25 protein-coding genes are annotated in these 22490 nt (G+C 67.9%); 9 read left to right on the forward strand and 16 right to left on the reverse strand.

Going from position 1 to position 22490, the window contains the following annotated elements:
- Positions 1–23 precede the first annotated feature (23 nt).
- From minD to phaP, 3 genes are all read left to right on the forward strand, one after another.
- Complete coding sequence (gene minD / locus BXA03_RS06120) at positions 24–836, forward strand: septum site-determining protein MinD (protein ID WP_076505110.1); 813 nt, start codon at positions 24–26, stop codon at positions 834–836.
- 5 nt (positions 837–841) lie between these two features.
- Positions 842–1132: a cell division topological specificity factor MinE gene (minE, locus tag BXA03_RS06125; RefSeq protein WP_076505112.1), complete on the forward strand. Its 291-nt coding sequence runs from the start codon at positions 842–844 to the stop codon at positions 1130–1132.
- Between the two features lie 79 nt (positions 1133–1211).
- A complete protein-coding gene (gene phaP, locus BXA03_RS06130; RefSeq protein WP_076505114.1) occupies positions 1212–1730 on the forward strand; it encodes a TIGR01841 family phasin in 519 nt (172 codons plus the stop codon).
- Between the two features lie 234 nt (positions 1731–1964).
- Here the strand turns inward: phaP and BXA03_RS06135 are convergent, their stop codons facing one another.
- On the reverse strand, positions 1965–2858 hold the full coding sequence (locus BXA03_RS06135; RefSeq protein WP_076505117.1) for a transporter substrate-binding domain-containing protein: 894 nt from the start codon (positions 2856–2858) through the stop codon (positions 1965–1967).
- 299 nt (positions 2859–3157) lie between these two features.
- Here BXA03_RS06135 and BXA03_RS06140 point away from each other — a divergent pair, with 299 nt between their 5' ends.
- The gene (locus BXA03_RS06140) at positions 3158–4396 is read left to right on the forward strand and encodes a D-amino acid dehydrogenase (RefSeq protein ID WP_076505120.1); all 1239 of its coding nucleotides are present in this window, start codon (positions 3158–3160) and stop codon (positions 4394–4396) included.
- A gap of 5 nt (positions 4397–4401) precedes the next feature.
- Here the strand turns inward: BXA03_RS06140 and BXA03_RS06145 are convergent, their stop codons facing one another.
- From BXA03_RS06145 to BXA03_RS06155, 3 genes are all read right to left on the reverse strand, one after another.
- On the reverse strand, positions 4402–5142 hold the full coding sequence (locus BXA03_RS06145) for an OmpW/AlkL family protein (protein ID WP_076505123.1): 741 nt from the start codon (positions 5140–5142) through the stop codon (positions 4402–4404).
- An 84-nt stretch (positions 5143–5226) separates the two neighbouring features.
- Positions 5227–6141, reverse strand: coding sequence for a LysR family transcriptional regulator (locus BXA03_RS06150; protein ID WP_076505126.1), 915 nt, complete (start codon positions 6139–6141; stop codon positions 5227–5229).
- Between the two features lie 9 nt (positions 6142–6150).
- Positions 6151–6735 (reverse strand): cob(I)yrinic acid a,c-diamide adenosyltransferase, encoded by a 585-nt coding sequence (locus tag BXA03_RS06155; protein WP_076505128.1) that lies wholly within the window; start codon positions 6733–6735, stop codon positions 6151–6153.
- Between the two features lie 80 nt (positions 6736–6815).
- Between BXA03_RS06155 and BXA03_RS06160 the strand changes: the two genes are divergently transcribed.
- Positions 6816–8240, forward strand: a complete 1425-nt coding sequence (locus BXA03_RS06160; protein WP_076505130.1) for an FAD-binding oxidoreductase — start codon at positions 6816–6818, stop codon at positions 8238–8240.
- A gap of 84 nt (positions 8241–8324) precedes the next feature.
- Here the strand turns inward: BXA03_RS06160 and BXA03_RS06165 are convergent, their stop codons facing one another.
- The 11 genes from BXA03_RS06165 to BXA03_RS06215 all read right to left on the reverse strand — a co-directional run bounded on the left by BXA03_RS06165 (position 8325) and on the right by BXA03_RS06215 (position 16514).
- The gene (locus BXA03_RS06165; RefSeq protein WP_200803349.1) at positions 8325–9182 is read right to left on the reverse strand and encodes a CsgG/HfaB family protein; all 858 of its coding nucleotides are present in this window, start codon (positions 9180–9182) and stop codon (positions 8325–8327) included.
- 272 nt (positions 9183–9454) lie between these two features.
- Complete coding sequence (locus BXA03_RS06170; protein WP_076505134.1) at positions 9455–10435, reverse strand: ParB/RepB/Spo0J family partition protein; 981 nt, start codon at positions 10433–10435, stop codon at positions 9455–9457.
- Complete coding sequence (locus tag BXA03_RS06175; RefSeq protein ID WP_076505137.1) at positions 10435–11013, reverse strand: RBBP9/YdeN family alpha/beta hydrolase; 579 nt, start codon at positions 11011–11013, stop codon at positions 10435–10437. The genes BXA03_RS06170 and BXA03_RS06175 overlap by 1 nt, the downstream gene beginning before the upstream one ends.
- A 20-nt stretch (positions 11014–11033) precedes the next feature.
- On the reverse strand, positions 11034–11927 hold the full coding sequence (locus BXA03_RS06180) for a ParA family protein (protein WP_076505139.1): 894 nt from the start codon (positions 11925–11927) through the stop codon (positions 11034–11036).
- A gap of 42 nt (positions 11928–11969) precedes the next feature.
- Positions 11970–12584, reverse strand: a complete 615-nt coding sequence (locus BXA03_RS06185) for a LysE family transporter (protein WP_076505141.1) — start codon at positions 12582–12584, stop codon at positions 11970–11972.
- A gap of 94 nt (positions 12585–12678) precedes the next feature.
- On the reverse strand, positions 12679–13332 hold the full coding sequence (gene rsmG / locus BXA03_RS06190) for a 16S rRNA (guanine(527)-N(7))-methyltransferase RsmG (RefSeq protein WP_076505143.1): 654 nt from the start codon (positions 13330–13332) through the stop codon (positions 12679–12681).
- Entirely contained in the window at positions 13329–15275 is a 1947-nt protein-coding gene (mnmG, locus tag BXA03_RS06195) for a tRNA uridine-5-carboxymethylaminomethyl(34) synthesis enzyme MnmG (protein ID WP_076505146.1), read from the reverse strand. Before mnmG ends, rsmG begins: the two co-directional genes overlap by 4 nt.
- A 35-nt stretch (positions 15276–15310) precedes the next feature.
- On the reverse strand, positions 15311–15730 hold the full coding sequence (locus BXA03_RS06200; RefSeq protein WP_076505148.1) for a type II toxin-antitoxin system VapC family toxin: 420 nt from the start codon (positions 15728–15730) through the stop codon (positions 15311–15313).
- Between the two features lie 3 nt (positions 15731–15733).
- Positions 15734–15985, reverse strand: a complete 252-nt coding sequence (locus BXA03_RS06205) for a type II toxin-antitoxin system Phd/YefM family antitoxin (protein WP_076505151.1) — start codon at positions 15983–15985, stop codon at positions 15734–15736.
- A gap of 155 nt (positions 15986–16140) precedes the next feature.
- Positions 16141–16323 (reverse strand): hypothetical protein, encoded by a 183-nt coding sequence (locus BXA03_RS06210; protein WP_143476228.1) that lies wholly within the window; start codon positions 16321–16323, stop codon positions 16141–16143.
- Positions 16324–16328: 5 nt separating this feature from the next.
- Positions 16329–16514, reverse strand: a complete 186-nt coding sequence (locus BXA03_RS06215) for a DUF1328 family protein (RefSeq protein WP_076505155.1) — start codon at positions 16512–16514, stop codon at positions 16329–16331.
- A gap of 229 nt (positions 16515–16743) precedes the next feature.
- Between BXA03_RS06215 and gstA the strand changes: the two genes are divergently transcribed.
- Positions 16744–17352: a glutathione transferase GstA gene (gstA, locus tag BXA03_RS06220; RefSeq protein WP_076505157.1), complete on the forward strand. Its 609-nt coding sequence runs from the start codon at positions 16744–16746 to the stop codon at positions 17350–17352.
- Between the two features lie 186 nt (positions 17353–17538).
- The gene (locus tag BXA03_RS06225) at positions 17539–18648 is read left to right on the forward strand and encodes an alkene reductase (RefSeq protein ID WP_076505159.1); all 1110 of its coding nucleotides are present in this window, start codon (positions 17539–17541) and stop codon (positions 18646–18648) included.
- Between the two features lie 69 nt (positions 18649–18717).
- Here the strand turns inward: BXA03_RS06225 and BXA03_RS06230 are convergent, their stop codons facing one another.
- Positions 18718–21000, reverse strand: coding sequence for a heavy metal translocating P-type ATPase (locus tag BXA03_RS06230; protein WP_076505161.1), 2283 nt, complete (start codon positions 20998–21000; stop codon positions 18718–18720).
- Between the two features lie 178 nt (positions 21001–21178).
- Here BXA03_RS06230 and BXA03_RS06235 point away from each other — a divergent pair, with 178 nt between their 5' ends.
- Positions 21179–21385, forward strand: coding sequence for a heavy-metal-associated domain-containing protein (locus BXA03_RS06235; RefSeq protein WP_076505162.1), 207 nt, complete (start codon positions 21179–21181; stop codon positions 21383–21385).
- Between the two features lie 35 nt (positions 21386–21420).
- Positions 21421–21867 (forward strand): Cu(I)-responsive transcriptional regulator, encoded by a 447-nt coding sequence (gene cueR / locus BXA03_RS06240; RefSeq protein WP_076505163.1) that lies wholly within the window; start codon positions 21421–21423, stop codon positions 21865–21867.
- Positions 21868–22490: the final 623 nt, after the last annotated feature.

The raw sequence follows: 22490 nt of genomic DNA on the forward strand, positions 1-22490 counted from the left end.
CAGTCAAAGAAGGATTCAGGCAAATGACCAAGATCGTGGTGGTGACCTCGGGCAAGGGCGGCGTCGGCAAGACGACCTCCAGCGCGAGCTTCGCATCGGGCCTGGCCCTGGCGGGCAAGAAGACGGCCGTGATCGACTTCGACGTGGGCCTGCGCAACCTGGACCTGATCATGGGCTGCGAGCGCCGCGTGGTGTACGACTTCGTCAATGTGATCCAGGGCGAGGCCAACCTGACGCAGGCCCTGATCAAGGACAAGCTGTGCGACAACCTGTTCGTGCTGGCTGCCTCGCAGACCCGCGACAAGGAAGCGCTGACGCAGGACGGCGTGGGCCGCGTGCTCGAAGAGCTCAAGACGATGGACTTCGACTACATCGTCTGCGACTCGCCCGCCGGCATCGAGACGGGCGCGCTGATGGCCATGCACTTCGCCGACGAGGCGCTGGTGGTGACCAACCCCGAGGTGTCCTCGGTGCGCGACTCCGACCGCATCCTGGGCATGCTCAGCTCCAAGACCAAGCGGGCCAAGGACGGCGCCACGCCGATCAAGGAACACCTGCTGATCACCCGCTACAACCCCACCCGCGTGGCCGACGGCCAGATGCTGTCGCTGGAGGACATCCAGGACATCCTGCGCATTCCGCTGATCGGCGTGATCCCGGAGTCGGAGTCGGTGCTGCAGGCCTCCAACCAGGGCATCCCGGCGGTGCACGACAAGGAAAGCGACGTGGCCCAGGCCTACCTGGACGTGGTGGCGCGCTTCCTCGGCGAAGAGCGGCCCATGCGGTTCACCGAAGCGGCCAAGCCCGGCTTCTTCAAGCGCATCTTCGGGAGGTAAGGGGCATGTCCTTCCTCTCCTTCCTGCTGGGCGAGAAGAAGAAGTCGGCGGCCGTCGCCAAGGAGCGGCTGCAGATCATCCTGGCCCACGAGCGCGGTCTGAACGCGCGCCGGCCCGACTATCTGCCGCAGCTGCAGCGCGAGCTGCTGGCGGTGATCTCCAAGTACGTGTCGATCAAGGCCGAGGACATCAAGGTGAACCTGGAGAAGCAGGACGCCCTGGAGGTGCTCGAGGTCAAGATCGAGCTGCCCGACCTGCCCGCGACCGCCGTCACACCCACGCCCCCGGCGCGCTGAGCGCCCGGCGCCGGGCTTTGCGCGGGCGGCGGCTGCGGTTATCGTGGCCGCTCTTCGCAACACCCTGGAGAGACGCCCGATGGCCACCCGCAAGACCTCCTCGTCCACATCCACCGGCGGTGCCGGCCCCCTGCCCGACCCGATGGCGGCACTGGCCGGCATGCAGGAGGCGGCCACCAGGTCGCTGCAGGAGATGGCCCAGCGCATGCAGGGCATGGACGTGACCGGCACCGCCGCCCTGCTGCTGGAGAACAGCCGCAAGGACATGGAGGCGATGGTCAAGGCCAGCTCGATGGCGCGCGAAGGCCTGCAGACCGTGGTGCAGCGCCAGACCGAGATGCTCAAGCAGTCCATCGAGCAGTGGCGCGACACGCTGCAGGCAATGCCCGGCCAGGACATGAAGGGCCAGCTGGGCAAGATCGACAGCATGGGCCGCGCCGGCTTCCAGCAGGCGCTGGAAGACATCCGCGAGCTGGCCGAGCTGACCGCCAAGTCCCAGACCGAAGCCTTCGAGATCGTGCGCCAGCGCGTCACCGAGAACGTCGAGCAGGCCCGCCAGCTGCTGGCCCAAGGCATGGACGCGCACAAGAAGCGCTGAGCCGACCCACCCTCCGACCCATGCAAAGAGCCTCCCGTGGGAGGCTCTTTCAATTGGCAGGTACCGATCGCAGGATCATCCGCTCGCCGGCAACCTCGACCCCAAGACTGCACAAGCGGCCGCGAAGCAGGCCATGCCAGTGCACCCGCGGAACCGGCTATGCCGGGCCGGTGGGTGCGCCCCCGGTAGGGGGCTGGCGAAGCGGCACTACGTGCCGCGCAGCCTGGGGGCGAGTCAGGTACTCGGCTTGTCGCTGAGCGCCCTGAGGTTTTCTTTCAATTCCTTGCTCATCGGCAGCCCGATCGCCTGGTTCTTCGGCGGGATCGGGCCCATGAACCACTTGGCGTACATCTTCTCGAACTCGCCCGACTTCATGAGGCCGGTGAAGACCCCATCCACCAGGGCCTTGAACTTGGGATCGTCCTTGCGCAGCATGCAGGCATAGGGCTCCACCTGCAGCGCCTCGGCCACCACGTCCAGGCTGGCCGGGTCCTTGGCGTTGGCCTTCAGGCCGTAGAGCAGGATGTCGTCCATCGGGAAGGCGGCAGCGCGGTCGCCTTCGACCAGCAGCAGCGCATCGGCATGGTCCTTGGTGCCGATGATGTCCAAGTCCAGCTTCTTTTCCTCGTTGTACCTGCGCACGACGAGCATGTTGGTGGTGCCGGTGGTGATGGCCACCTTCTTGCCCTTGAGATCGGCCCAGTCCTTGATGTTGGAGCTCTTCTTCACCAGCGCGCGGGTGCCGGTGTAGAAGTGGTTGATGGCGAAGGCCACGTCCTTGCCGCGGGCGGTGTTGTTGGTGGTGGAGCCGCACTCCAGGTCGATGGTGCCGTTGGTCAGCAGCGGGATGCGATTGGCCGAGGTGACGGGCATCAGCGCCACCTCCAGATTGGGCTTGTTGAGCTGCTTCTTGACCTCGGCCACCACGGCATTGCTCAGGTCCACGGCGAAGCCGATGGGCTTGCCCGGTGCTTCCAGGTAGCTGAAGGGCACCGACGACTCGCGGTAGGCCAGGGTGATCTTGTTGTCCTTCTCGATCTTGGCCAGCGTGTCCTGGCCCTGGGCCTGGGCGGCCTGCAGGCCGGCGATGCCCAGCAGGGCCGCGGTCATGAGGGGGGAGAGCTTCATGGAAACCTTTCTGTCGAAGATGCGTGTGAAGGAAGCGAGCACGACGGAAGAAGACGGACTCGGCAGAGACCCAAGCAAGGCGCCGGCCAGTGTGGCCGCACCCTGCCTGCGGTGCACATGGTTTTTTCGCGGCCGTCCATGTCCAAAGCTTATGGGCAGCCGCTCGGGCCCATGAGGTCGCGGCATGGCCGTGAATGGCTTTGGCATTGGCCGGGCGAAGGCCGCCTCCGTAGAGTGCGGGATAACCCTGGCAGGCTGGCCTGCCGGATCTCCAAACCCCTCACGCCCTACCCCACGTCATGCGCATCTGCATCCTCGGCGCCGGCATCGTCGGCCTGGCCACCGCCTGGGAACTGCAGGCCCAGGGCCACACCGTGACGGTGGTGGACCGCGCCGCGCCCGGCAGCGGCACCAGCAGCGGCAATGGCGCGCAGCTGAGCTATTCCTACGTGGCGCCGCTGGCCGACGCTTCCATCTGGGGCCAGCTGCCGTATCTGATGTTCTCGGCCGATTCGCCGCTCAAGCTGCGCCCGCAGCTGGACCCCTTGCAATGGCGCTGGGGACTGGGCTTCATGGCCGCGTGCAACGACCGCAGTGCAGCGCGCACCACGCAGGCCCTGCTGCAGCTGGCCGCGGCGAGCCGGGAGGGCTTCGAGGCGATGCGTGCAGACGTGCAGCCCGACTGCGACTATGCCGAGGCCGGCAAGCTGGTGCTCTATGGCAGCGCTTCGGGGGTGGAGGCGGCACGCCGGCAGGTGGCCCTGCAGCAATCGCTGGGCGGTGCGGCGCAGCGCGTGGTGACACCCGACGAGGCGGTTGCGCTGGAACCCGCCCTCGCCGGCTATCACAGTCATTTCGCCGGGGCCGTCCACACCGCCAGCGAATGCGTGGCCGACTGCCTGAAGGTCTGCCAGGCCGTGGCACAGGCGCTGCAGGCACGCGGAGCGCAGTTCGTCCGGGCCGAGGCACAGGGCTTCGATATCTCGCGCGGCCGCCTGCAGGCGGTGCGCACACGCGAGCAGGGCGCCATCCCAGCCGATGTCTTCGTGGTCGCCGTGGGCGCCGCCGCGGCGCGCTTCGGCCGCATGCTGGGCGCCTACCTGCCGGTCTACCCCCTCAAGGGTTACAGCATCACGCTGCCGGTGCATGACACGCCCGGTGCAGCGCCGGTGGTGAGCGTGACCGACACGACACGCAAGACGGTGTTCGCGCGCATCGGGCAGCGCCTGCGCGTCGCAGGCATGGCCGAGCTGGTGGGTGAAGACCTGCGCATTCCACCCGCGCGCATCGCCACGCTGCAGGCCGCCACGCAGGCGGTGTTTCCGCATGCTGCAGTGGAAGGCGCCGATCCCCAGCCCTGGGCCGGCCTGCGGCCGGCCACGCCCAGCGGACTTCCGCTGGTGGGCCGTGCCGGGCGCGCGCCGGCCAACGTGCTCTTCAACGTCGGCCATGGCGCGCTGGGTTTCACGCTGGCCTTCGGCACGGCGCGCCAGGTGGCGCACCGGCTGGCCGCGGACGCCACGGCGGCGCCCGTCTGAGCCGCTCAGAAGCGGTAGGTGGCCGAGAGGTAGGTCACCACCGGGTTCAGCTTGAGCCGTGCCTCGCTGGTGAGCAGCGGCAGACCGGTCGCCGTGGTGGTGGTCAGCGTCGCCTTGGTCTTGAGCGGGATGTACGACACCGACAGCGACACGCCCCAGTGGCGGTCGAACTGCCAGGCCGCGCCCACGTTGAACACCGGCGCGAAGGAGCTGTCGAGCTTGGCGGAGGTCACGGTGCTGAGCGGCGGGCGCCCGGCCAGCCCACCCACCGCGCCCTGCAGCCCGGACGTGAGGCTCACGTCGCTGTACCAGACGTAGGTGCCGCCCACGCCCACGAAGGGACGGAAGGCGTCGTTGCCGTTGCCGAAGTAGTACTTGCCGAGGATGGTCGGGCTCCACTGCCGGGCCTCGCCCAGTTGGCCGACGCGGGCCAGCGTGCCTTCGCCATTCAGTTTGAACTTCGGAGGCACGCCGAACACGCCCTCCACGGCCCAGTTGGGGTCGACGAAGTACACCGCGCTCAGACCCAGGGTGTCGGCACTGCTGACACCCGCGCCGGAGCCCGGCACCACGCTCGGAACGGGCGAGGTCACGGTCAGGGGCTTGCTGGAATCACGCGGGGAGAAATGGAGCCAGCCGGCGCCCAGCACCCAGTCGCCCGCCTGCTGGGCGAGCGCCGGCGCGGCGGCCAGGCCGCCCAGGGCGGCGAGCGTCAGAGTCTGGAGGAGTCGTTGTTGTCTCTGCATGGAAGAGTCCTTTGGATGAGGGATGCGTGCCGCTCACCCGCTGGACCCAGGCAGAGTCAAACAATGTGAACGACCGTTCGCTTTTTATCCCAAATCGTCGGCGGACGACGTCAGCGTCTGTCTTACACACGCGAGCAGCGTGCGCATGGCAACCGACTCTGCACCGTGCTCGGCCCGCAACGCGCGCACCGGCACCGGCAGTTCCGGCACCAGGGCCAGGCGATCGACCTTGGCCGTGTCGGCCGACAGTGCCGTGCAGCCGTCCACCAGCGCCGCGCCCAGGCCGTGATGGGCCATGGCCAGGGCCGCGTGGTAGGTCTGCACGGTGACCACTGCCTGCAGGCCCACGCCGGCCTCGCGACAGGCCTGGGCCACGCCCAGGCCCAGCGGGTCGCGGCCGTCCAGCGCGATCACCGGCACGTCGGCCAGATCGGGCAGCGCCAGCCGCCCGGCCTTCACCAGCGCGGCCGGCAGCAGGCCGCGCGGGGCCACGCAGACCATGCGGCTGTCCGCCACCGCCTCGTTGACTAATCCGGCATGCGGCAGCGCGCTGAAGGCGAAGCCGATGTCCGCCTCGCGCAGCAGCAGGGCCGAGACGATCTGCGGCGTGTGCAGGGCCTCCACGCGGATGGCCACCGCCGGATGCCGGGCGCGGAAGGCGACCAGCGCCCGCGGCAGCACCTCGTGGGTCAGCGCCATCACCGCCAGGATGCGCAGCTCGCCCGCCACCTCGCCGCCATGGCGCAGCTGGCTGGCCAGGCGCTGCACCTCGTCGAGCTGCGCGAACAGCCGCTCGATGCGCGGATACAGCGCCTGCGCCTCGGCCGTGGGAATGAGCCGTCCCTTGGCACGCCGGAACAGCGCGAAGCCCAGCTGAAGCTCGGCATGCTGCAGCGTGCGGCTGACCGCCGGCTGCGTGACGTTGATGAGCCGCGCCGCCGCGCTCACGCTGCCGGTGAGCATCACGGCATTGAAGACCTCGATGTGGCGCAGGCGCATGCGGCGCTGTCAGTCGCCGGAGGCCGATGCGTCCTGCGCCGCGCGCGCCATGCGCTCGCTCTTCCAGTAGACGTCGTCGCCGCCATCCATGCGGTTGAGCACGCGGGCCAGCACGAAGAGCAGATCTGAGAGCCGGTTGAGGTAGCGCCGAGGTGCGTCGTTGACCACCTCCACCGCGCCCAGCGCGACGATGGCCCGCTCGGCCCGGCGCGCCACGGTGCGGCACACATGGGCCTGTGAGGCGGCCCGGGTGCCGGCCGGCAGGATGAATTCGGCCAGGCGCGGCAGCGCGGCGTTGTGCATCTCCAGCGCCTGGTCCAGCTGCAGCAGCGCCTCGTCCTTGAGCAGCGTGTAGCCGGGCATGGCCAGCTCGCCGCCCAGGTTGAAGAGCTGGTGCTGCACATCGACCAGCAGCTCGCGCACCTCGGCGGGCAGCGGCTCGCACAGCAGCAGGCCGATGTGGGAGTTGAGCTCGTCCACGTCGCCCATGGCATGCACGCGCAGGTGGCCCTTGGAGACGCGGGTGTTGTCGCCCAGGCCGGTGCTGCCGTCGTCGCCGGTGCGCGTGGCGATCTGGGTGAGGCGGTTGCCCATGCGGAATCCTTCCTTGACTGCGGTTCCTAGAATGGTAGACCCGCACCGGCATACGCCCGGCCGCTTGAAGGAGACACCCCATGAACGCCCCCGCCGACCTCGCCCGCCTGCATCCCGCCGTGGCACCGCGCCCGGTGCCCGACTCGCTGCTGGCCGCACTGCGCGAGCGCTTCGGCGCGCAATGTTCCACGGCGATGGCCGTGCGCGAGCAGCATGGGCGCGACGAGTCGCCCTTCGACGTGCCGCCGCCTGCCGCCGTCGTCTTTGCCGAAAGCACGCGCGACGTGGCCGATGCGGTGAAGCTCGCATCGGACGCGGACGTGCCCGTGATCCCCTTCGGCGTGGGCTCTTCGTTGGAAGGCCACCTGCTGGCCGTGCAGGGCGGCATCAGCATCGACCTGTCGCGCATGAACCAGGTGCTGGCGGTGAATGCCGAAGACCTCACGGTGACCGTGCAGCCGGGCGTGACCCGTCGGCAACTCAATGTGGAGTTGCGTTCCAGCGGGCTGTTCTTTCCCATCGACCCGGGCGCGGATGCGTCCATCGGCGGCATGACGGCCACGCGCGCCAGCGGCACGAATGCCGTGCGCTACGGCACCATGCGCGAGAACGTACTCGCGCTGGAGGTGGTGACGGCCAGCGGCGAGACCATCCGCACCGGCACACGGGCGCGCAAGTCCTCGGCCGGCTACGACCTCACGCGGCTGATCGTGGGTAGCGAAGGCACGCTGGGCATCGCCACCGAGATCACCCTGCGCATCTATCCGCTGCCCGAAGCGGTGTCGGCCGCCATCTGCTCCTTCCCGAGCATCGAGGCGGCGGTGCACACGACCATCCAGGTCATCCAGCTGGGCGTGCCGATCGCACGGGTGGAGCTGATCGACGTGAACTCGGTGCGCATGGTCAATGCCCATTCCAAGCTGAGCCTGCGCGAGCAGCCGATGCTGCTGATGGAGTTCCACGGATCGCCCGCCGGCGTGCAGGAGCAGGCCGAGACGGTGCAGGCCATCGCCAGCGAGATGGGCGGCAACGACTTCGAATGGGCCACCACGCCGGAAGAACGCACCCGGCTGTGGACGGCGCGGCACAACGCCTACTTCGCGGCCGTGCAGTCACGCCCCGGATGCCGCGCCGTGACCACCGACACCTGCGTGCCCATCTCGCGCCTGGCCGACTGCCTGCTGGCCTCGGTGGACGAGGTGGACGCCAGCGGCATCCCCTACTTCCTGGTGGGCCACGTGGGCGACGGCAACTTCCACTTCGGCTACCTGATCGATCCACACGACCCCGACGAGCGCCTGCGCGCCGAGCAGCTGAGCCACAACCTGGTGTCGCGCGCCATCGCCATGGGCGGCACCTGCACCGGCGAGCACGGCATCGGGCTGCACAAGATGGGCTTCCTGATCGACGAGGCCGGCGAAGGCGCGGTGGCGATGATGCGCACGCTGAAGAAGGCGCTGGATCCGAAGAACATCCTCAACCCGGGGAAGATCTTCAGCCTTTGAAGGCGGCGCTGCGGCCTTGCCACGGCTTCGACGGGCTTGGCCTGGACGGGTGGGTGAGGAAGCCGGCATGCACCGGCCGCGCGCTCACTTCTTCGGCCGCGGCGCCGAGGTCTGCGACGGCGCGACGCCGCCATCCACGCCCAGCCGGCCACCGCCGCCCAGGCCCTGGCCGCGCACCGTCTGCGCCTGGTAGTTGCGCAACGACACCACCATCTGGTTGTAGGCGTCCATGAAGGCGGCGCTGATGACCTTGCCCTGCGCCGTGTTGGCATAACCCCCCACCGCACCACCGGCCCGCCCGCCGAAGAGCGAGCCCATGGCGCCGAAATCCGTCTTGGAGGCGCTGCCCTCGGCCGCCGCGATCTGCACGCCCGAGCGGTTGTCGATCAAGGTCAGCAGGGTGCTGGCTTCCTTGGTCTGCATGCTGCCGCCCACGGCCGCCAGCGCGCGGCCCCGGTTGCCGCCGATCAGGCCGCCCAGCGTGCCGCCGATGCCGCCCGCGTCGTTGTTGTTGAAGACGACCTCCGGCGACAGGCCGTAGTCCGAGGCCACCATCTGGCCGCGGCCGACGTTGCTGCCCTGGCGCATCTCGCCGGACTGCATCAGCGCGCGTTCGCGGCTCATGGCATTCATGCCGGCGGCGCCGCGCTCCACCACCACGAAGCAGTTGGACTGCTGGACCATCAGCCGCAGCAGGGTGGCCGTGGGCGGCAGCTTGTACTGGTTGGTCAGCACGGTGTACCAGCCGGCCGACTGGTTCTCGATGAGGGAGACGGTGCCCAGTGGCGATTCGCAGCGTTCCAGCTGGCCGCTGGCGTTGACGCTGGTGCCACCCGCCGCGCCGCCGGTGGCCACGGTCTTGGCGGCCTGGCTACCCATCTGCATGTCGGTGGTCTGGCAGCCGGCCAGGGCCAGCAGGCTGGCTGCAGCGGCAATGGCCATGTGCAGGGTTCGCGGACGGCGGCGGTGGACAAGGGAGTGCGGCATGGTCGACTCGGCAGCTTCGATGGAAGGACGCTCGCTGGGCCATGGGGCCGCAGGCAGGCAGATGCGGCGCAGCTTACGGGCGCGTCGCCGCGCAGCCATCCATCGAAAGTCGGAGTCGGCGGCATAGGCCGCTGCGCGCCTGGCCTATGAACATCGGACGGACCGCGGACCGGTGCCGAGGTCGGCGCGGCACCGGTCACGGCGGCCTTCCGGCCCGGGCGGCCGCGTCAGTTGCCCGTGCCGGTCGCGGTCGTGCCGCGCAGCCGATCGATCAGGCCATTGAGCGCCTCCAGCGAGCCGAAGTGGATCGCCAGCTCGCCGCTCATCTGCATCTGGCCGCCGCGCTTGCTCTGCTTCTTGATGCGCACCTCGACGGCGGCGGTGAGCAGGTCGGCCAGTTCCTCCTCCACGCGCTGCAGGTCGCGCGGCTTCTCGGGCGCGGCGCGCTGGGCCTGGGGCTGCAGGCTGAATTCGGCCGAGAGTTTCTTGACCAGGCCCTCGGTCTCACGCACCGACAGCTTGCGGGCCACGATCTGGTTGGCGGCCGTGATCTGTGCGGCGCGGTCCAGCGCCAGGAGCGCGCGTGCATGGCCCATGTCCAGGTCGCCGGCCATCAGCAGGCCCTGCACCGGATCGGCCAAGTTGAGCAGGCGCAGCAGATTGCTGGCGGCGCTGCGCGAGCGGCCCACGGCCTGGGCGGCCTGCTCGTGCGTGAGGCCGAACTCGTTGACCAGCCGCTGCAGGCCCTGGGCCTCTTCCAGCGGATTGAGGTCCTCGCGCTGGATGTTCTCGATCAGCGACATGGCCGCGGCGGCCTCGTTGGGCACGTCGCGCACCAGCACGGGCACGCTGTCCAGGCCGGCGATCTTCGCGGCGCGGAAGCGGCGCTCGCCGGCGATGATTTCGTATTCGGCGTTCTTGGCGGCCGCCTGCTCGGTATCGAGCCGGCGCACCAGGATCGGCTGCATGATGCCCTGGGCCTTGATGCTCTCGGCCAGCTCGTACAGCGCGCCCTCGTCCATCCGGGTGCGGGGCTGGTAGACGCCCGCCACCATCTGGTTCAGGGCCAGGGTGCTGGGATTGCCGTCGCGAGGGGGCGCACCGGAGCCTGCTTCGGCCGTGGCCGTGTCGTCGGTGGTGCGGCCCGCAGCGGGGCCCAGCAGGGCTTCGAGGCCGCGTCCGAGGCCCTTGGGTTTCTTGGTTGCCATCAGCAGGAGGAAGAAGTGGGTTGCGGGGGCCGGATGAGCGGATCCAGCAGGGCGCGGCCTTCCGGCCAGTCGCCCAGGCCCGAGTCGGCGTTGAGGTGGCCGCGGGCGCCGGCATCCACGAAGCGGGCGCCCCAGTGGCGCGCCAGGTCGCGAGCCTTGTCGGCGTCGCAATAGGGATCGTTGGTGGAGCTCACCAGCACGGCCGGGAAGGGCAAGGCCCGGCGCGCGATGGGCGCCCAGCCGGGGATCTGGTGGCGTAGCGATTCGCGCTCGACATCACCGGGCGCCACCAGCAGCGCGCCTTGCACGCGGGACGTGTGGCGCGAATGGGCGGCCCAGGCCGCGGTCAGGATGCAGCCCAGGCTGTGGGCGGCCAGCACCACCGGCCCGGGCGCCGCAAGGACCGCTTCTTCCAGCCTTGCACACCAGTCGCCACGCAGGGGGCGCGTCCAGTCGTGCTGTTCGATGCGGTGGTCACCGTGCAGGGCCTCCCAGCGCGTCTGCCAGTGGCCGGGTCCGCTGTTCTGCCAACCCGGTAACAGAAAGATGGAAATTGGCGCGGCGGAGTCTGGATTCATTGCTATGAAAAACGTAGCGATCAGCCGCGCTCGGACGACTTGGCGTCCGGGACGCCGGACAGCGTGCCGGCTCGCGCTTCGTCGGCCACGGCCTCCAGCACCGGCACCGTCTTCGGTGCCGCAGACCCGGTTGTGGACGAGGCACTCGCGGGTGGCATCTTGCGGACCAGCTCTTCCGCGAACGCCACATAAGCCTGGCTGCCGCGCGCCCCGGCGTCGAACACCACGCCGGGGAGCCCATAGCTGGGTGCCTCGGCAAGGCGCACGTTCCGGGGGATCACGGTGTCGAACACCTTGTCGCCGAAGTGCGCCTTCAGCTGATCACTCACCTGCTGCTGCAGCGTGATGCGCGGATCGAACATCACCCGCAGCAGGCCGATGATCTGCAGGTTCTTGTTGAGGTTGGCGTGCACCTGCTTGATGGTGTTGACCAGATCGGTCAGGCCTTCGAGCGCGAAGTACTCGCACTGCATGGGCACGATCACGCCATGGGCGGCACACAGGCCGTTGAGCGTCAGCAGGCTGAGCGAGGGCGGACAGTCGATGAGCACGAAGTCGTACTCAGCGCCCACCGCGGCCAGCGCGGTGCGCAAGCGCTTCTCGCGGCGGTCCAGGGCGACCATCTCCACCTCGGCGCCCGCCAGCTCGCGATTGGCGGGCAGCACGTCGTAGCCGCAGGCCTCCACCGACACGCGGGCCTCGGCCACCGAGGCGGACTCGAGCAGCACGTCGTAGACGGTGTATTCGGCGCTGCGCTTGTCGATGCCCGAGCCCATGGTCGCGTTGCCCTGCGGATCGAGGTCGATCATCAGCACGCGTTGACCCACCTTCGCCAGGCCGGCGGCGAGGTTGACGGTGGTGGTGGTCTTGCCCACCCCACCTTTCTGGTTGGCGATGCAGAAGATGCGGGCCATGTCGCTTGGATTCCTGATGTCGACGGTCGGGACCGTGAAGCTTTATTGGCTCAATGCGAGCTTGACGCCGAAGGCCAACAGCAGACCACCTGCCGTCTTTTCCAGCAGACTCGACAGGCGCCGGTTGGCACGCAGCTTTTCGGCGAGATGGCGGGTGAGCAGAACGGCAACCAGCCCGTAGCCGAAGGTGAGCACCGCAATCGTCAGCGACATTGCGGCGAATGTCAGCAGGCCCCGGTGGTGGACGGGGTCGATAAAAAGCGGAAAGAAGGCCATGTAGAACACGATGGCCTTGGGGTTCAGCAAGGTGATGGCCAGCGACTGGCGGAGGTACTGACCGGGCCGGATATCGATCACCGGCTTGGCACCGGGGCGGGCGCGCAGCATGCGAAATCCCATCCAGGCGAGGTAGCCGGCCCCCAGCCATTGCACTGCGTGGAAGGCGGCCGGGTAGGCTGCCAGCAGCGCCGCCACGCCCGCCACGGCGGACCACATCAACACCTGGTCGCCCAGGATCACGCCCAAGGTCGCCGCCAACCCCCCTGCCATTCCGCCTTTGGCCGTCGAACTCACCAACGCGAGGTTCCCCGGGCCCGGAATGGCCAGGAAAACGAGGATGGCGACGACGAAAGCGCCGTAGTCGGAAATGCCGAACATGGGAGTGAACTGCGGATGGGTGGGCGTGAGGGAGCGGCGAGTCTACGCGAGCAGGGCCTATAAGCAGCCGTTTCGACAGCGGCCTGTGCGCCGGTCAGCCTTCTTTTTTGCGCATCCAGACGATGCAGCGCTCAGCATCGAGGCCTGGAACCGAAAGTTGTTCCACGTGAAACACGTCAACCGATGCGCGGAGTTGTTCTACCTCTTGGTCTGGGCGCTTTCCCTTCATCGCCATCCAGACGCCCTGAGGCGCGAGAAGCTGAGCCGAACCTTGCACGAAATCGACCAACGAAGCAAAGGCGCGCGACGTGATCACGTCATAACTCCCTTCCAGTGTCTCCACGCGAGCGTGGAGACCGCGAAGTCGGGGCAGCTGCAACGCACCCGCCATCTGCTGTACAAAGGCCATCTTCTTGGCGACGGCGTCCAGGCAATCCACATCCAGGTCGGGCCTGCAGATGGCGATCACCACGCCGGGCAGGCCAGCGCCTGAGCCCACATCCAGCAGGCGCCCTGCTCGTGACTGCTGACGCACCAACGCCGGAACCGCGGCAAGACTGTCCAGCAGGTGATGGGTAATGACCAAGGCCGGATCGCGCAGCGCCGTGAGGTTGTAGACCTTGTTCCACTTGAGGATGGCACTGCCGTAGTCCATCAATTGGCTGATCTGGACGTCGGACAGGTCCAGTCCCAGTGACCGGGCGCCCTCCTCCAGCTGCTCGCGCTGCGCTTGGATGACAGCACTCATGCGGCCACCGGTTCCGCGTCCTTCTGCTGGAAGGCCTTGTAGCCGCCTTTTCGCAGATGGATCATCAACAAGGAAATCGCCGCAGGCGTGATGCCGGAGATGCGCGATGCCTGCCCCAGCGTCTCCGGACGGTGCTTGCTGAGCTTTTGCCGCACCTCGATGCTCAGCGCCTGGACCTGCATGTAATCCAGGTCGTCGGGCAAGCGCAGGCTCTCGAAGTGCGCCGCGCGCTGCACTTCTTCATGCTGCTTTTCGATGTAGCCCGCGTACTTGGCCGCAATTTCCACCTGCTCCACCTCCTCCGGCGCCAGCGGCTGCAAGGGACGGTACTTGCCGCCGTCCAGCGACAACAGGCTGTCGTAACTGATGTTCGGCCGGCGCAGAAGATCACCCAGGTTGTATTCGTGCTCGATGGCCTTGCCCAGCACCCGCTCGGACTCGCTGGCGGGCAGGTTGCGTGGATTCACCCAGGTCGATTTGAGCCGCTCTGTTTCACGTGAAACAGCATCGCGCTTTCGGCAGAAGGCGTCCCATTGCGCATCGCCGACCAGCCCAAGCTGCCGCCCGGCCTCGGTCAGGCGCATGTCTGCGTTGTCCTCACGCAGTTGGAGCCTGAACTCGGCCCGGCTGGTGAACATGCGGTAAGGCTCGGTCACGCCCTTGGTGATCAGGTCGTCGACCAGCACACCTAGGTAGGCTTCGTCCCGACGCGGCACCCAGGCTTCCTTCTCCTGGCACAGCAGCGCGGCGTTCAGGCCGGCGAACAGGCCCTGCGCCGCGGCCTCCTCGTAGCCCGTGGTGCCGTTGATCTGTCCCGCGAAAAAAAGACCCTGGATCGCTCGCGTCTCGAAACTGCTCTTCAAACCGCGCGGGTCGAAGTAGTCGTACTCGATGGCATAGCCCGGTCGGAGGATGTGCGCGTTCTCCAGGCCCGGCATGCTGCGCACCATGGCCAGCTGGATGTCGAAAGGCAGGCTGGTGGAGATGCCGTTGGGGTAGTACTCGTGCGTGGTCAGCCCTTCCGGCTCCAGGAAGATCTGATGGCTGTCCTTGTCCGCAAAGCGGTTGATCTTGTCTTCCACACTCGGGCAGTAGCGTGGGCCCACCCCGTCGATGCGGCCGGTGAACATGGGGGAGCGGTCGAAGCCCGAGCGGATGATGTCGTGCGTCTGCGCATTGGTGTGCGTGATCCAGCACGGCATCTGCTGCGGGTGCATGTCGGCCCGGCCCATGAAGCTAAATACCGGCATGGACGGGCTACCGCCACCCGGCATGCCGTCGCCAGGTTGCTCCGTGCATTTGGAGAAATCGATGGTGCGTCCATCGATGCGCGGCGGTGTGCCGGTCTTCAGGCGCCCCTGGGGCAGCTTGAGCTCCTTGAGCCGTGCCGACAGGCTGACGGCGGGCGGGTCCCCTGCCCGACCGGCCTGGTAATTGTCCAGGCCGACGTGGATGCGGCCATCCAGGAAGGTGCCAGCCGTCAGCACCACTGCCCGCGCGCGGAAGGCGATGCCCACCTGCGTGACGGCGCCGACCACCCGGTCGCCCTCCAGCAGCAGGTCGTCCACGGCCTGCTGGAACAGCGTGAGATTGGGCTGGTTCTCCAGTCGGTGGCGAATGGCCGCCTTGTAGAGGATGCGGTCCGCCTGGGCACGGGTGGCACGCACGGCCGGGCCCTTGCTGGAATTGAGGATTCGGAACTGGATGCCCGCCTCGTCCGTGGCGAGGGCCATGGCGCCGCCGAGGGCGTCCACTTCCTTGACCAGATGGCCCTTGCCGATGCCGCCGATGGACGGATTGCAGCTCATCTGGCCGAGGGTTTCGATGTTGTGCGTGAGCAGCAGCGTGCGGCAGCCCATGCGGGCCGCGGCCAGCGCCGCCTCGGTACCGGCATGGCCGCCACCGACGACGATCACGTCGAAGGAATCGGGATGGATGTACATGATGGGGTGTCTCGGAAAGAAGATGTCGAAGGCGCTCAGGCCTGGATCAATTCGGTGCGCAAGCCGACGGCTGCCGCTGCGGCCGCCTGGCGCCGGTCGGCCGTCACGAAGAGGTCGACGCCCGCCGCCTGCGCCGTGCCGATGGGCAGTGCATCGAAGGCATGGAGCCGAGTCGCCTCCATGGCCGCCATGGCCAGCGCCTCGACGCGCCGATCCATGGCCATGCACTCGAGCTCGGCAAAGTCTTCATGGATGACCGCCATGATGCGGCGATAGTCCTCGTCGGCAAGCACGCCCTCGTGGCGTTGCCGGTTGAGGGCACTGGCGATCTCGGCCTTGCAGTGCGCAGCCACCACCACTTCAGACGCCTTGGCACTCAGGGCAAGAAGCTGCTCCCGACCGGGTTCGGCGATGTAACGCTTGGCCAGCGCCGAAGCATCGAACAGCACGCGCATGGGTCAAGCGCCTCGCTCGCGCTCGTCGATGATGAGCTGGGCGCCTGTACGACCGTCAGGGTGCACCAGATACAGCGGCTCGATGGGCTGCTTCCAGCGCGGGACACGGGCGACCGGCTCGGAGGCCTCGCCCACCGGCACCAGGTCGGCCACAGGTCGGCCGTGCCGCAGGATGCGCACGCGCTCGCCCCGCTCGACCAGATCGAGCATGGCCGACGCGTTGGCGCGGAATTCACTCAGAGGAAGGGTGTGCATGAATGTACAAATTCGGCGTTTTGTACATTCTAGAAAATTGATCGATCACCGCGCATATCCGGGACAAGTCTGCGGCCCTTGCGCTACAAATAAAAGAGCGCCTCGAAGGGCGCTCTTTTTCACATGATGCTGGCCGATTTGCGGCCGATGCGTGGTCAGGCCGTGGCCAGCTCCTGCATCTGGACCCGGACCGCTGCCCGTTTCCTGTGACTCACCGGCAGTTGCCAGTTTCGTTGCGTCACATCGATGATCTGACGCACCCGTTCCATCGGCGCCAGTGGCGGGCGCGGAAGCGCCTTGGCCGCGGCAATGTCACGAAGCAGTTCGAAGGTGTTCACGGCGATCAATCCAGCACCTTCTTGGCAGCGCCGACGCCCAGGGCGGCCAGCACCACGAACACGACCGCCACCAGCAGGAAGAGGCCGAAGAGCAGCTTGGCGATACCGGCGGCGCCGGCGGCCACGCCGCCAAAGCCCAGGGCACCTGCGACCAGGGCGATGAGCGCGAAGATGATTGCGTACTTGAGCATGATGAACTCCTATGTCGTCTCGTTGTGCGGCGAGTGTTCGACTGAGCCTGCCGCGGTGCCTGAAGCGTAGTTGCGGCCTGTGCACCAAGCTGGACAGTGCCGCCCGCATGACCCCGTAGGACAAGCTCGCGCGGCGATCCAAGTACATTCGCGCTGCCGTGCAGGCCACGAGTGGACTGCTCGCCACCCTCCCGCTTCCAGACCTTTTCCAACAGAAGGAGCCCTCTCCATGAAGCTGTACTACTCCCCCGGCGCCTGCTCGCTGTCCCCGCATATCGCCTTGCGCGAAGCCGGCCTGGCCTTCGAGCCCGTACTCGCCAGCACCAAGTCGCACAAGCTGCAGGACGGCACCGACTACTACGGCATCAACCCGCTGGGCTACGTGCCGATGCTCGAACTGGACGACGGCACCCGCCTGCGCGAAGGCCCGGCGATCGTGCAGTACATCGCCGACCAGGTGCCCGCCAAGAACCTGGCACCCGCCAACGGCACGCTGCAGCGCTACCGCCTGCAGGAATGGCTGACTTTCATCGGCACGGAGATCCACAAAGGCTTCAGCCCGCTGTTCAACCCGGCCGTGCCCGAAGACACCAAGAAGGTCTTCGCGGACAAGCTCAAGACCCGTTTCCAGTGGCTGGACAGCCAGCTGGAAGGCAAGGAGTACCTGATGGGCGAGCACTTCAGCGTCGCCGACGGCTACCTCTTCACCACGGTCAACTGGGCCAAGCCGATGAACATCGACCTGAGCGCCTACAAGCACCTGCTTGCCTGGCATGCGCGCGTGGGCGCGCGCCCGGCCGTGCAGGAAGCGCTCAAGGCCGAGGGCCTGGCCAAGTAATCCCCGGCGCGGACCGATGAAAGGGCGGGCGAGGCGCGAAGGCGCAGCGCCCGCCCTTTTCCGTGGCCGATCCGGCAGGCGCGCCTACACCGAAAACCACAACCCTGCCGTGGCGCCGGCACTGGCGGTGGCCTACGCTGCCGCCTTCGCTTTCTCACCCTCCAACTCCACCACATCCAACGCGCCATGAGTTCTTCCCTCTTCGATCCCGCCCAGGCCGGCGACCTCCAGCTCGCCAATCGCATCGTGATGGCACCGCTGACGCGCAACCGCTCGCCCAACGCCATCCCGAAGCCGATCACCGCCACCTACTACGCACAGCGCGCCACCGCCGGCCTGCTGATCACCGAGGCCACCGCCATCAGCCATCAGGGCCAGGGCTATGCCGACGTGCCAGGTCTGTACGGCACCGAGCAGCTCGACGGATGGAAGCGTGTCACGCAGGCCGTCCACGAGGCCGGCGGCAAGATCGTCACCCAGCTCTGGCACGTGGGCCGCATTTCGCATGAGAGCCTGCAGCCCGAAGGCCAGCCGCCAGTCGCGCCCTCGGCCATCGCCGCCAAGACCAAGACCTACCTGATCGACGCGCAGGGCAACGGCAGCTTCGCGCCCACCTCCACGCCCCGCGCGCTGGATCTGGAAGAGCTGCCCGGCATCGTCCACACCTTCGCGGCAGCCGCCCGCAACGCCGTGGAAACCTGCGGCTTCGACGGCGTGGAGATCCATGCCGCCAATGGCTACCTGCTGGACCAGTTCCTCAAGGACGGCGCCAACAAGCGCACCGACGACTACGGCGGCAGCATCGAGAACCGCGCACGCCTGCTGCTGGAATGCACCCGTGCCGTGGTCGACGCGGTGGGCGGCGGCAAGGTGGGCATCCGCCTGTCGCCGGTCACGCCGGCCAACGATATCGTCGACAGCGATCCGCAGCCGCTGTTCGACCACGTCGTGCGTCAGCTGGGCCCGCTGGGTCTGGCCTATGTGCACGTGATCGAGGGCGCCACCGGTGGCCCGCGCGAAGTCGAAGGCCGGCCCTTCGACTACGAGGCGCTGAAGAAGGCCTACCGCGAGGCCGGCGGCAAGGGCGCCTGGATGGTCAACAACGGCTACACCCGCGAGCTGGCTGAGGAGGCGCTCAAGAAGGGCGCCGACCTGATCGCCTTCGGCCGCCCCTACATCGCCAACCCGGACCTGGTGCGTCGCCTGAAGGAGAACGCCCCGCTCAACACGCCGGACACCAAGACCTTCTACGGCGGCGGCGAGAAGGGCTACACGGACTATCCGACACTGAGCTGAAGCGTCAGAGACTGCCGGCGTGCGCGCTGGCAGGCATGGACCGGAAGGGCAGCCTCGGCTGCCCTTCCGTCATTCCGGCAGCCGGCCCGACGATGCCGGCTGCCAGCGGCGCAGCAGCAGGGCATTGGCCATCACGCTGACGCTTGAGGCTGCCATGGCCGCACCGGCCACCACCGGACTGAGCAAGCCGAAGGCCGCGAACGGGATGCCGACCACGTTGTAGGCGAAGGCCCAGAACAGGTTCTGCCGGATCTTGGCCACCGTACGGGCCGACAGGTCGAAGGCCTGTGCCACGAGGGCCAGGTCGCCGCGCATCAGCGTGATGCCCGCGGCTTCCATGGCCACGTCGGTGCCGTTGGCCATGGCCAGGCCCACATCGGCCGCGGCCAGCGCTGGCGCGTCGTTGGCGCCGTCGCCCACCATGGCGACCACGCGTGCGCCGCCTTCCTTCAGGGCCGCCACGGCGGCCGCCTTGTCGGCCGGCAGCACCTGGGCCCGCACGTCCTCGGCGGCGATGCCGACGCGCCGGGCCAGCGCCTGCGCGGCCCGTGCGTTGTCGCCAGAAATCATCACCACCCGCAGCCCGCGCGCACGCAAGGCCGCCACCGCCTCCGAAGCACCCGGCTTCGGCTCATCGGTGAAGCCGAGCAATGCCTCGACCGCCTTTACCCGCTCGCCCTCCGCATCGAGGCGCAGCAGCGCGGACACCGAGGAACCTGTGGACAACAGCGCCTCGACCTTCTCCGCGGGCAACACAGCACCCAGCTCTTCGCACCAGCGCAGGCTGGCGAGCGCCCAGGGCGCGCCGTCGATCACGGCGCGGATCCCGCGACCCGGCACGGCGCGAACCTCACGCGCCTCGTCGGGCGAAAGGCCTCGCGACTTCGCGGCCTCCATCACCGCCCGTGCCAGCGGGTGTTCGCTGCCCTGCTGCAGCGTGGCGGCGAAGCGCAAGGCCTGGCCCTCATCCAGGGTCCCGATGGCGTCGAGCCGGCTGAGCTGCGGCTGTCCGCGCGTGAGCGTGCCCGTCTTGTCGAAGGCCACCGTGTCCACCCGGTGCGCGCGCTCTAGCGCCGTCGCATCCTTGATCAGGATGCCGTGGCGTGCGGCCACACCGGTGCCCGCCATCACCGCGACCGGCGTGGCCAGGCCCAGCGCACAGGGGCAGGCGATCACCAGCACGGCCACCGCGTGGATCAGCGCCGTTTCGAGCGGCGCACCGCCCACGAACAGCCAGCCCAGCAGCGTGAGCAGCGCCAGGCCCAGCACGACTGGCACGAAGACGGCGGCCACCCGGTCCACCAGCCGCTGGATCGGCGCCTTGGCCGCCTGCGCGTCCTCTACCAGCCGGATGATGCGGGCGAGCACGCTTTCCGTGCCGACGGCCAGCACCTCCACCGCCAGCCGGCCGGCCCCATTGACCGAGCCGCCCGTCAGCCGGCTGCCGGCCGACTTGGCCACGGGCAGCGGTTCGCCCGTGAGCATGGATTCGTCCACCTCCGACTCGCCTTCCAGCACACGCGAATCGGCCGGGATGCGCTCGCCGGGCCGCACGGCCAGCCGGTCGCCCACCATCACCTCGGCCAGCGGCACATCGCTTTCCTCCGTGCGGCGACCGCGCGACTGCAACAAGTGCGCCGTCTCGGGCCGCAGCTGCTGCAGCGCGCGGATCGCCGACGTAGCCTGCCGCTTGGCCCGCGCCTCCAGCCACTTGCCCAGCAGCACCAGCGCGATCACCACCGACGAGGCCTCGAAATAAAGATGGGGTTCCCCGCCGTGCGCGCCATGCAGGCTGGCGCGCCACCAGAGCCACAGCGACAACCCGAAGGCGGCGCTGGTGCCCAGGGCGACCAGCAGGTCCATGTTGCCGGTCCCGGCCCGTGCCGCATGCCAGCCTGCGCGGTAGAAGCGCGCACCCAGCACGAACTGCACAGGCGCCGCCAGCAGCAGTTGCAGCCAGGCCGGCAGCATCCAGTCCAGCCCGAAGGGCATCCCGAGCATGGGCAGCACCAGGGGAAAGGACAGTAACAGGGCGGCGGCCACCGGGCCGAAGCCCGCCCATGGCCCCGCCTCCGCTTCCGCCTGCGTCGCCTCGGCACTGCGCGGTTCATAGCCGGCTTGCCGGACGGCGCGCCGCAGCCGGAGCGCCGCATCGGCACCGTCGTCGCCGGACCAGCGGACGCGGGCCGATTCCGTCGCCAGGTTCACGCTGGCCTCCTGTACGCCCGGTACCTGGCGCAGTGCCTTTTCCACACGCGACACACAGGAGGCACAGGTCATGCCGCCAATACCGAGGTCCAGCACATGCGCAGCGCCCGCGGCGGGCGCGGTGTCGATCGATGTTGCATTCATGGAAGCAAGACTACGGCTTGACATGGTGGCAAGGTCAAGACTTCCTCGAACGCCGGCAGAAATGGAAGACAGGAGCGATGCGCCAGAAAGGATTCTGTTGCCTTGACCTTTACATCGTGTCAAGGTCCACACTCCAAGGTGTTCCCTTTTTTTTAGGCTTTCTTACAGGTTTTTTTCCATGACTTCTCCCCTCCACGTCTTCCAGGTCAGCGGAATGAGCTGCCAACACTGCGTCCGCGCCGTCACCCGGGCGGTCCAGGATGTCGATCCCGATGCCGAGGTGCGCATCGATCTGCCTGCCGGCCGCGTCGAGGTGCAGAGCACCGAAACCTCCCCGGCGTTGCAGGACGCCATCCGCGAAGCGGGCTACACCGTCCAGGGCTGAGGCCCGCGTCTTCCATGACGGAACCCGGTACGGCCATGGCGACCCGTTCCTCCCCGCCGTCGACGACGACGGTTCCACCGCTCACCATCGGCCAGGCTGCCACCCGCTCCGGTGTGTCGGCCCGCATGGTTCGCCATTACGAAACGCTGGGTCTGCTGCCCGACGTCTCGCGAACCGATGCCGGCTATCGCCTCTACGGCGATGCCGATGTCCACTCCCTGCGTTTCATCAAGCGCGCCCGCGACCTGGGTTTCTCCATCGACGAGATCCAGCAGCTCGTCGGTCTCTGGCACGACCGCAGCCGTTCGAGCGCGGATGTGAAACGCATTGCCCGCAGCCACCTCGACGATCTGGATCGGCGCATCGCCGAACTGCAGGCCATGCGCGGCACGCTCGCCCATCTGGTCCATGGTTGCCGGGGCGACCACCGGCCGGACTGCCCCATCCTCGAAGACCTCGCCGGCACCAGCCACGCGCGCTGAGACCGCCGGGTGCCCACGCACGCGATCCGGCCGGCTGGATGGGCCGATTGCGGCCTCTTTCGACCTGACCTTCACGCCATCCGTCCGATGCCGCGACGCGGTGGCGCGCGTCCTTGTGTGGAAAAAGACCGCTCCACCGGCGGGAACGTGCCGCGGACGCAGTGTCGTCTCGCTTCTCCCCAGCGGGACTGGATAACTTTGTGGGCAACTCGCGCGTTGTCTTGTAAAGGCTCCGCAAGTGGTTGATTTTCCTTGGCAATCAACAATCTGCCCAAATAATCAGCAGTGCATATTCATGGCCTGAAAAGCGCAATCCCACATTGCACACCCCTTGTCAAAGGACAAGTTTGGGGATGGATCCGGCACAACTCCCCAGTTATCCACACCCCGCGACAGACACCGGGCATTGTCCCCATCGGCGCGACATCGACGAAGCAACCCTGCCCACACGGGCTGACGACCGTCAAATGCCTGTCCGGGCGGGAGATTCATGGGTTTTCCACAGACAGGGGCCTTCCTTATCTATTACGACTATTTAGACATTGAATATGAAGGAAGGAAAACCGGGACAAGCGGCGCTCGCAAAAAAAATCGGTGGGCTGCGGCTTGACGATCCAATCGCG

Source organism: Pseudacidovorax sp. RU35E (assembly GCF_900156165.1).
Lineage (GTDB): Bacteria > Pseudomonadota > Gammaproteobacteria > Burkholderiales > Burkholderiaceae_C > Xenophilus.

What these genes read in the sequence shown, in the direction of transcription:
- minD (WP_076505110.1), top strand. Translation starts at nt 24, where the DNA reads ATGACCAAGATCGTGGTGGTGACCTCGGGCAAGGGCGGCGTCGGCAAG.
- minE (WP_076505112.1), top strand. Translation starts at nt 842, where the DNA reads ATGTCCTTCCTCTCCTTCCTGCTGGGCGAGAAGAAGAAGTCGGCGGCC.
- phaP (WP_076505114.1), top strand. Translation starts at nt 1,212, where the DNA reads ATGGCCACCCGCAAGACCTCCTCGTCCACATCCACCGGCGGTGCCGGC.
- BXA03_RS06135 (WP_076505117.1), bottom strand. Translation starts at nt 2,858, where the DNA reads ATGAAGCTCTCCCCCCTCATGACCGCGGCCCTGCTGGGCATCGCCGGC.
- BXA03_RS06140 (WP_076505120.1), top strand. Translation starts at nt 3,158, where the DNA reads ATGCGCATCTGCATCCTCGGCGCCGGCATCGTCGGCCTGGCCACCGCC.
- BXA03_RS06145 (WP_076505123.1), bottom strand. Translation starts at nt 5,142, where the DNA reads ATGCAGAGACAACAACGACTCCTCCAGACTCTGACGCTCGCCGCCCTG.
- BXA03_RS06150 (WP_076505126.1), bottom strand. Translation starts at nt 6,141, where the DNA reads ATGCGCCTGCGCCACATCGAGGTCTTCAATGCCGTGATGCTCACCGGC.
- BXA03_RS06155 (WP_076505128.1), bottom strand. Translation starts at nt 6,735, where the DNA reads ATGGGCAACCGCCTCACCCAGATCGCCACGCGCACCGGCGACGACGGC.
- BXA03_RS06160 (WP_076505130.1), top strand. Translation starts at nt 6,816, where the DNA reads ATGAACGCCCCCGCCGACCTCGCCCGCCTGCATCCCGCCGTGGCACCG.
- BXA03_RS06165 (WP_200803349.1), bottom strand. Translation starts at nt 9,182, where the DNA reads ATGGCCATTGCCGCTGCAGCCAGCCTGCTGGCCCTGGCCGGCTGCCAG.
- BXA03_RS06170 (WP_076505134.1), bottom strand. Translation starts at nt 10,435, where the DNA reads ATGGCAACCAAGAAACCCAAGGGCCTCGGACGCGGCCTCGAAGCCCTG.
- BXA03_RS06175 (WP_076505137.1), bottom strand. Translation starts at nt 11,013, where the DNA reads ATGAATCCAGACTCCGCCGCGCCAATTTCCATCTTTCTGTTACCGGGT.
- BXA03_RS06180 (WP_076505139.1), bottom strand. Translation starts at nt 11,927, where the DNA reads ATGGCCCGCATCTTCTGCATCGCCAACCAGAAAGGTGGGGTGGGCAAG.
- BXA03_RS06185 (WP_076505141.1), bottom strand. Translation starts at nt 12,584, where the DNA reads ATGTTCGGCATTTCCGACTACGGCGCTTTCGTCGTCGCCATCCTCGTT.
- rsmG (WP_076505143.1), bottom strand. Translation starts at nt 13,332, where the DNA reads ATGAGTGCTGTCATCCAAGCGCAGCGCGAGCAGCTGGAGGAGGGCGCC.
- mnmG (WP_076505146.1), bottom strand. Translation starts at nt 15,275, where the DNA reads ATGTACATCCATCCCGATTCCTTCGACGTGATCGTCGTCGGTGGCGGC.
- BXA03_RS06200 (WP_076505148.1), bottom strand. Translation starts at nt 15,730, where the DNA reads ATGCGCGTGCTGTTCGATGCTTCGGCGCTGGCCAAGCGTTACATCGCC.
- BXA03_RS06205 (WP_076505151.1), bottom strand. Translation starts at nt 15,985, where the DNA reads ATGCACACCCTTCCTCTGAGTGAATTCCGCGCCAACGCGTCGGCCATG.
- BXA03_RS06215 (WP_076505155.1), bottom strand. Translation starts at nt 16,514, where the DNA reads ATGCTCAAGTACGCAATCATCTTCGCGCTCATCGCCCTGGTCGCAGGT.
- gstA (WP_076505157.1), top strand. Translation starts at nt 16,744, where the DNA reads ATGAAGCTGTACTACTCCCCCGGCGCCTGCTCGCTGTCCCCGCATATC.
- BXA03_RS06225 (WP_076505159.1), top strand. Translation starts at nt 17,539, where the DNA reads ATGAGTTCTTCCCTCTTCGATCCCGCCCAGGCCGGCGACCTCCAGCTC.
- BXA03_RS06230 (WP_076505161.1), bottom strand. Translation starts at nt 21,000, where the DNA reads ATGAATGCAACATCGATCGACACCGCGCCCGCCGCGGGCGCTGCGCAT.
- BXA03_RS06235 (WP_076505162.1), top strand. Translation starts at nt 21,179, where the DNA reads ATGACTTCTCCCCTCCACGTCTTCCAGGTCAGCGGAATGAGCTGCCAA.
- cueR (WP_076505163.1), top strand. Translation starts at nt 21,421, where the DNA reads ATGGCGACCCGTTCCTCCCCGCCGTCGACGACGACGGTTCCACCGCTC.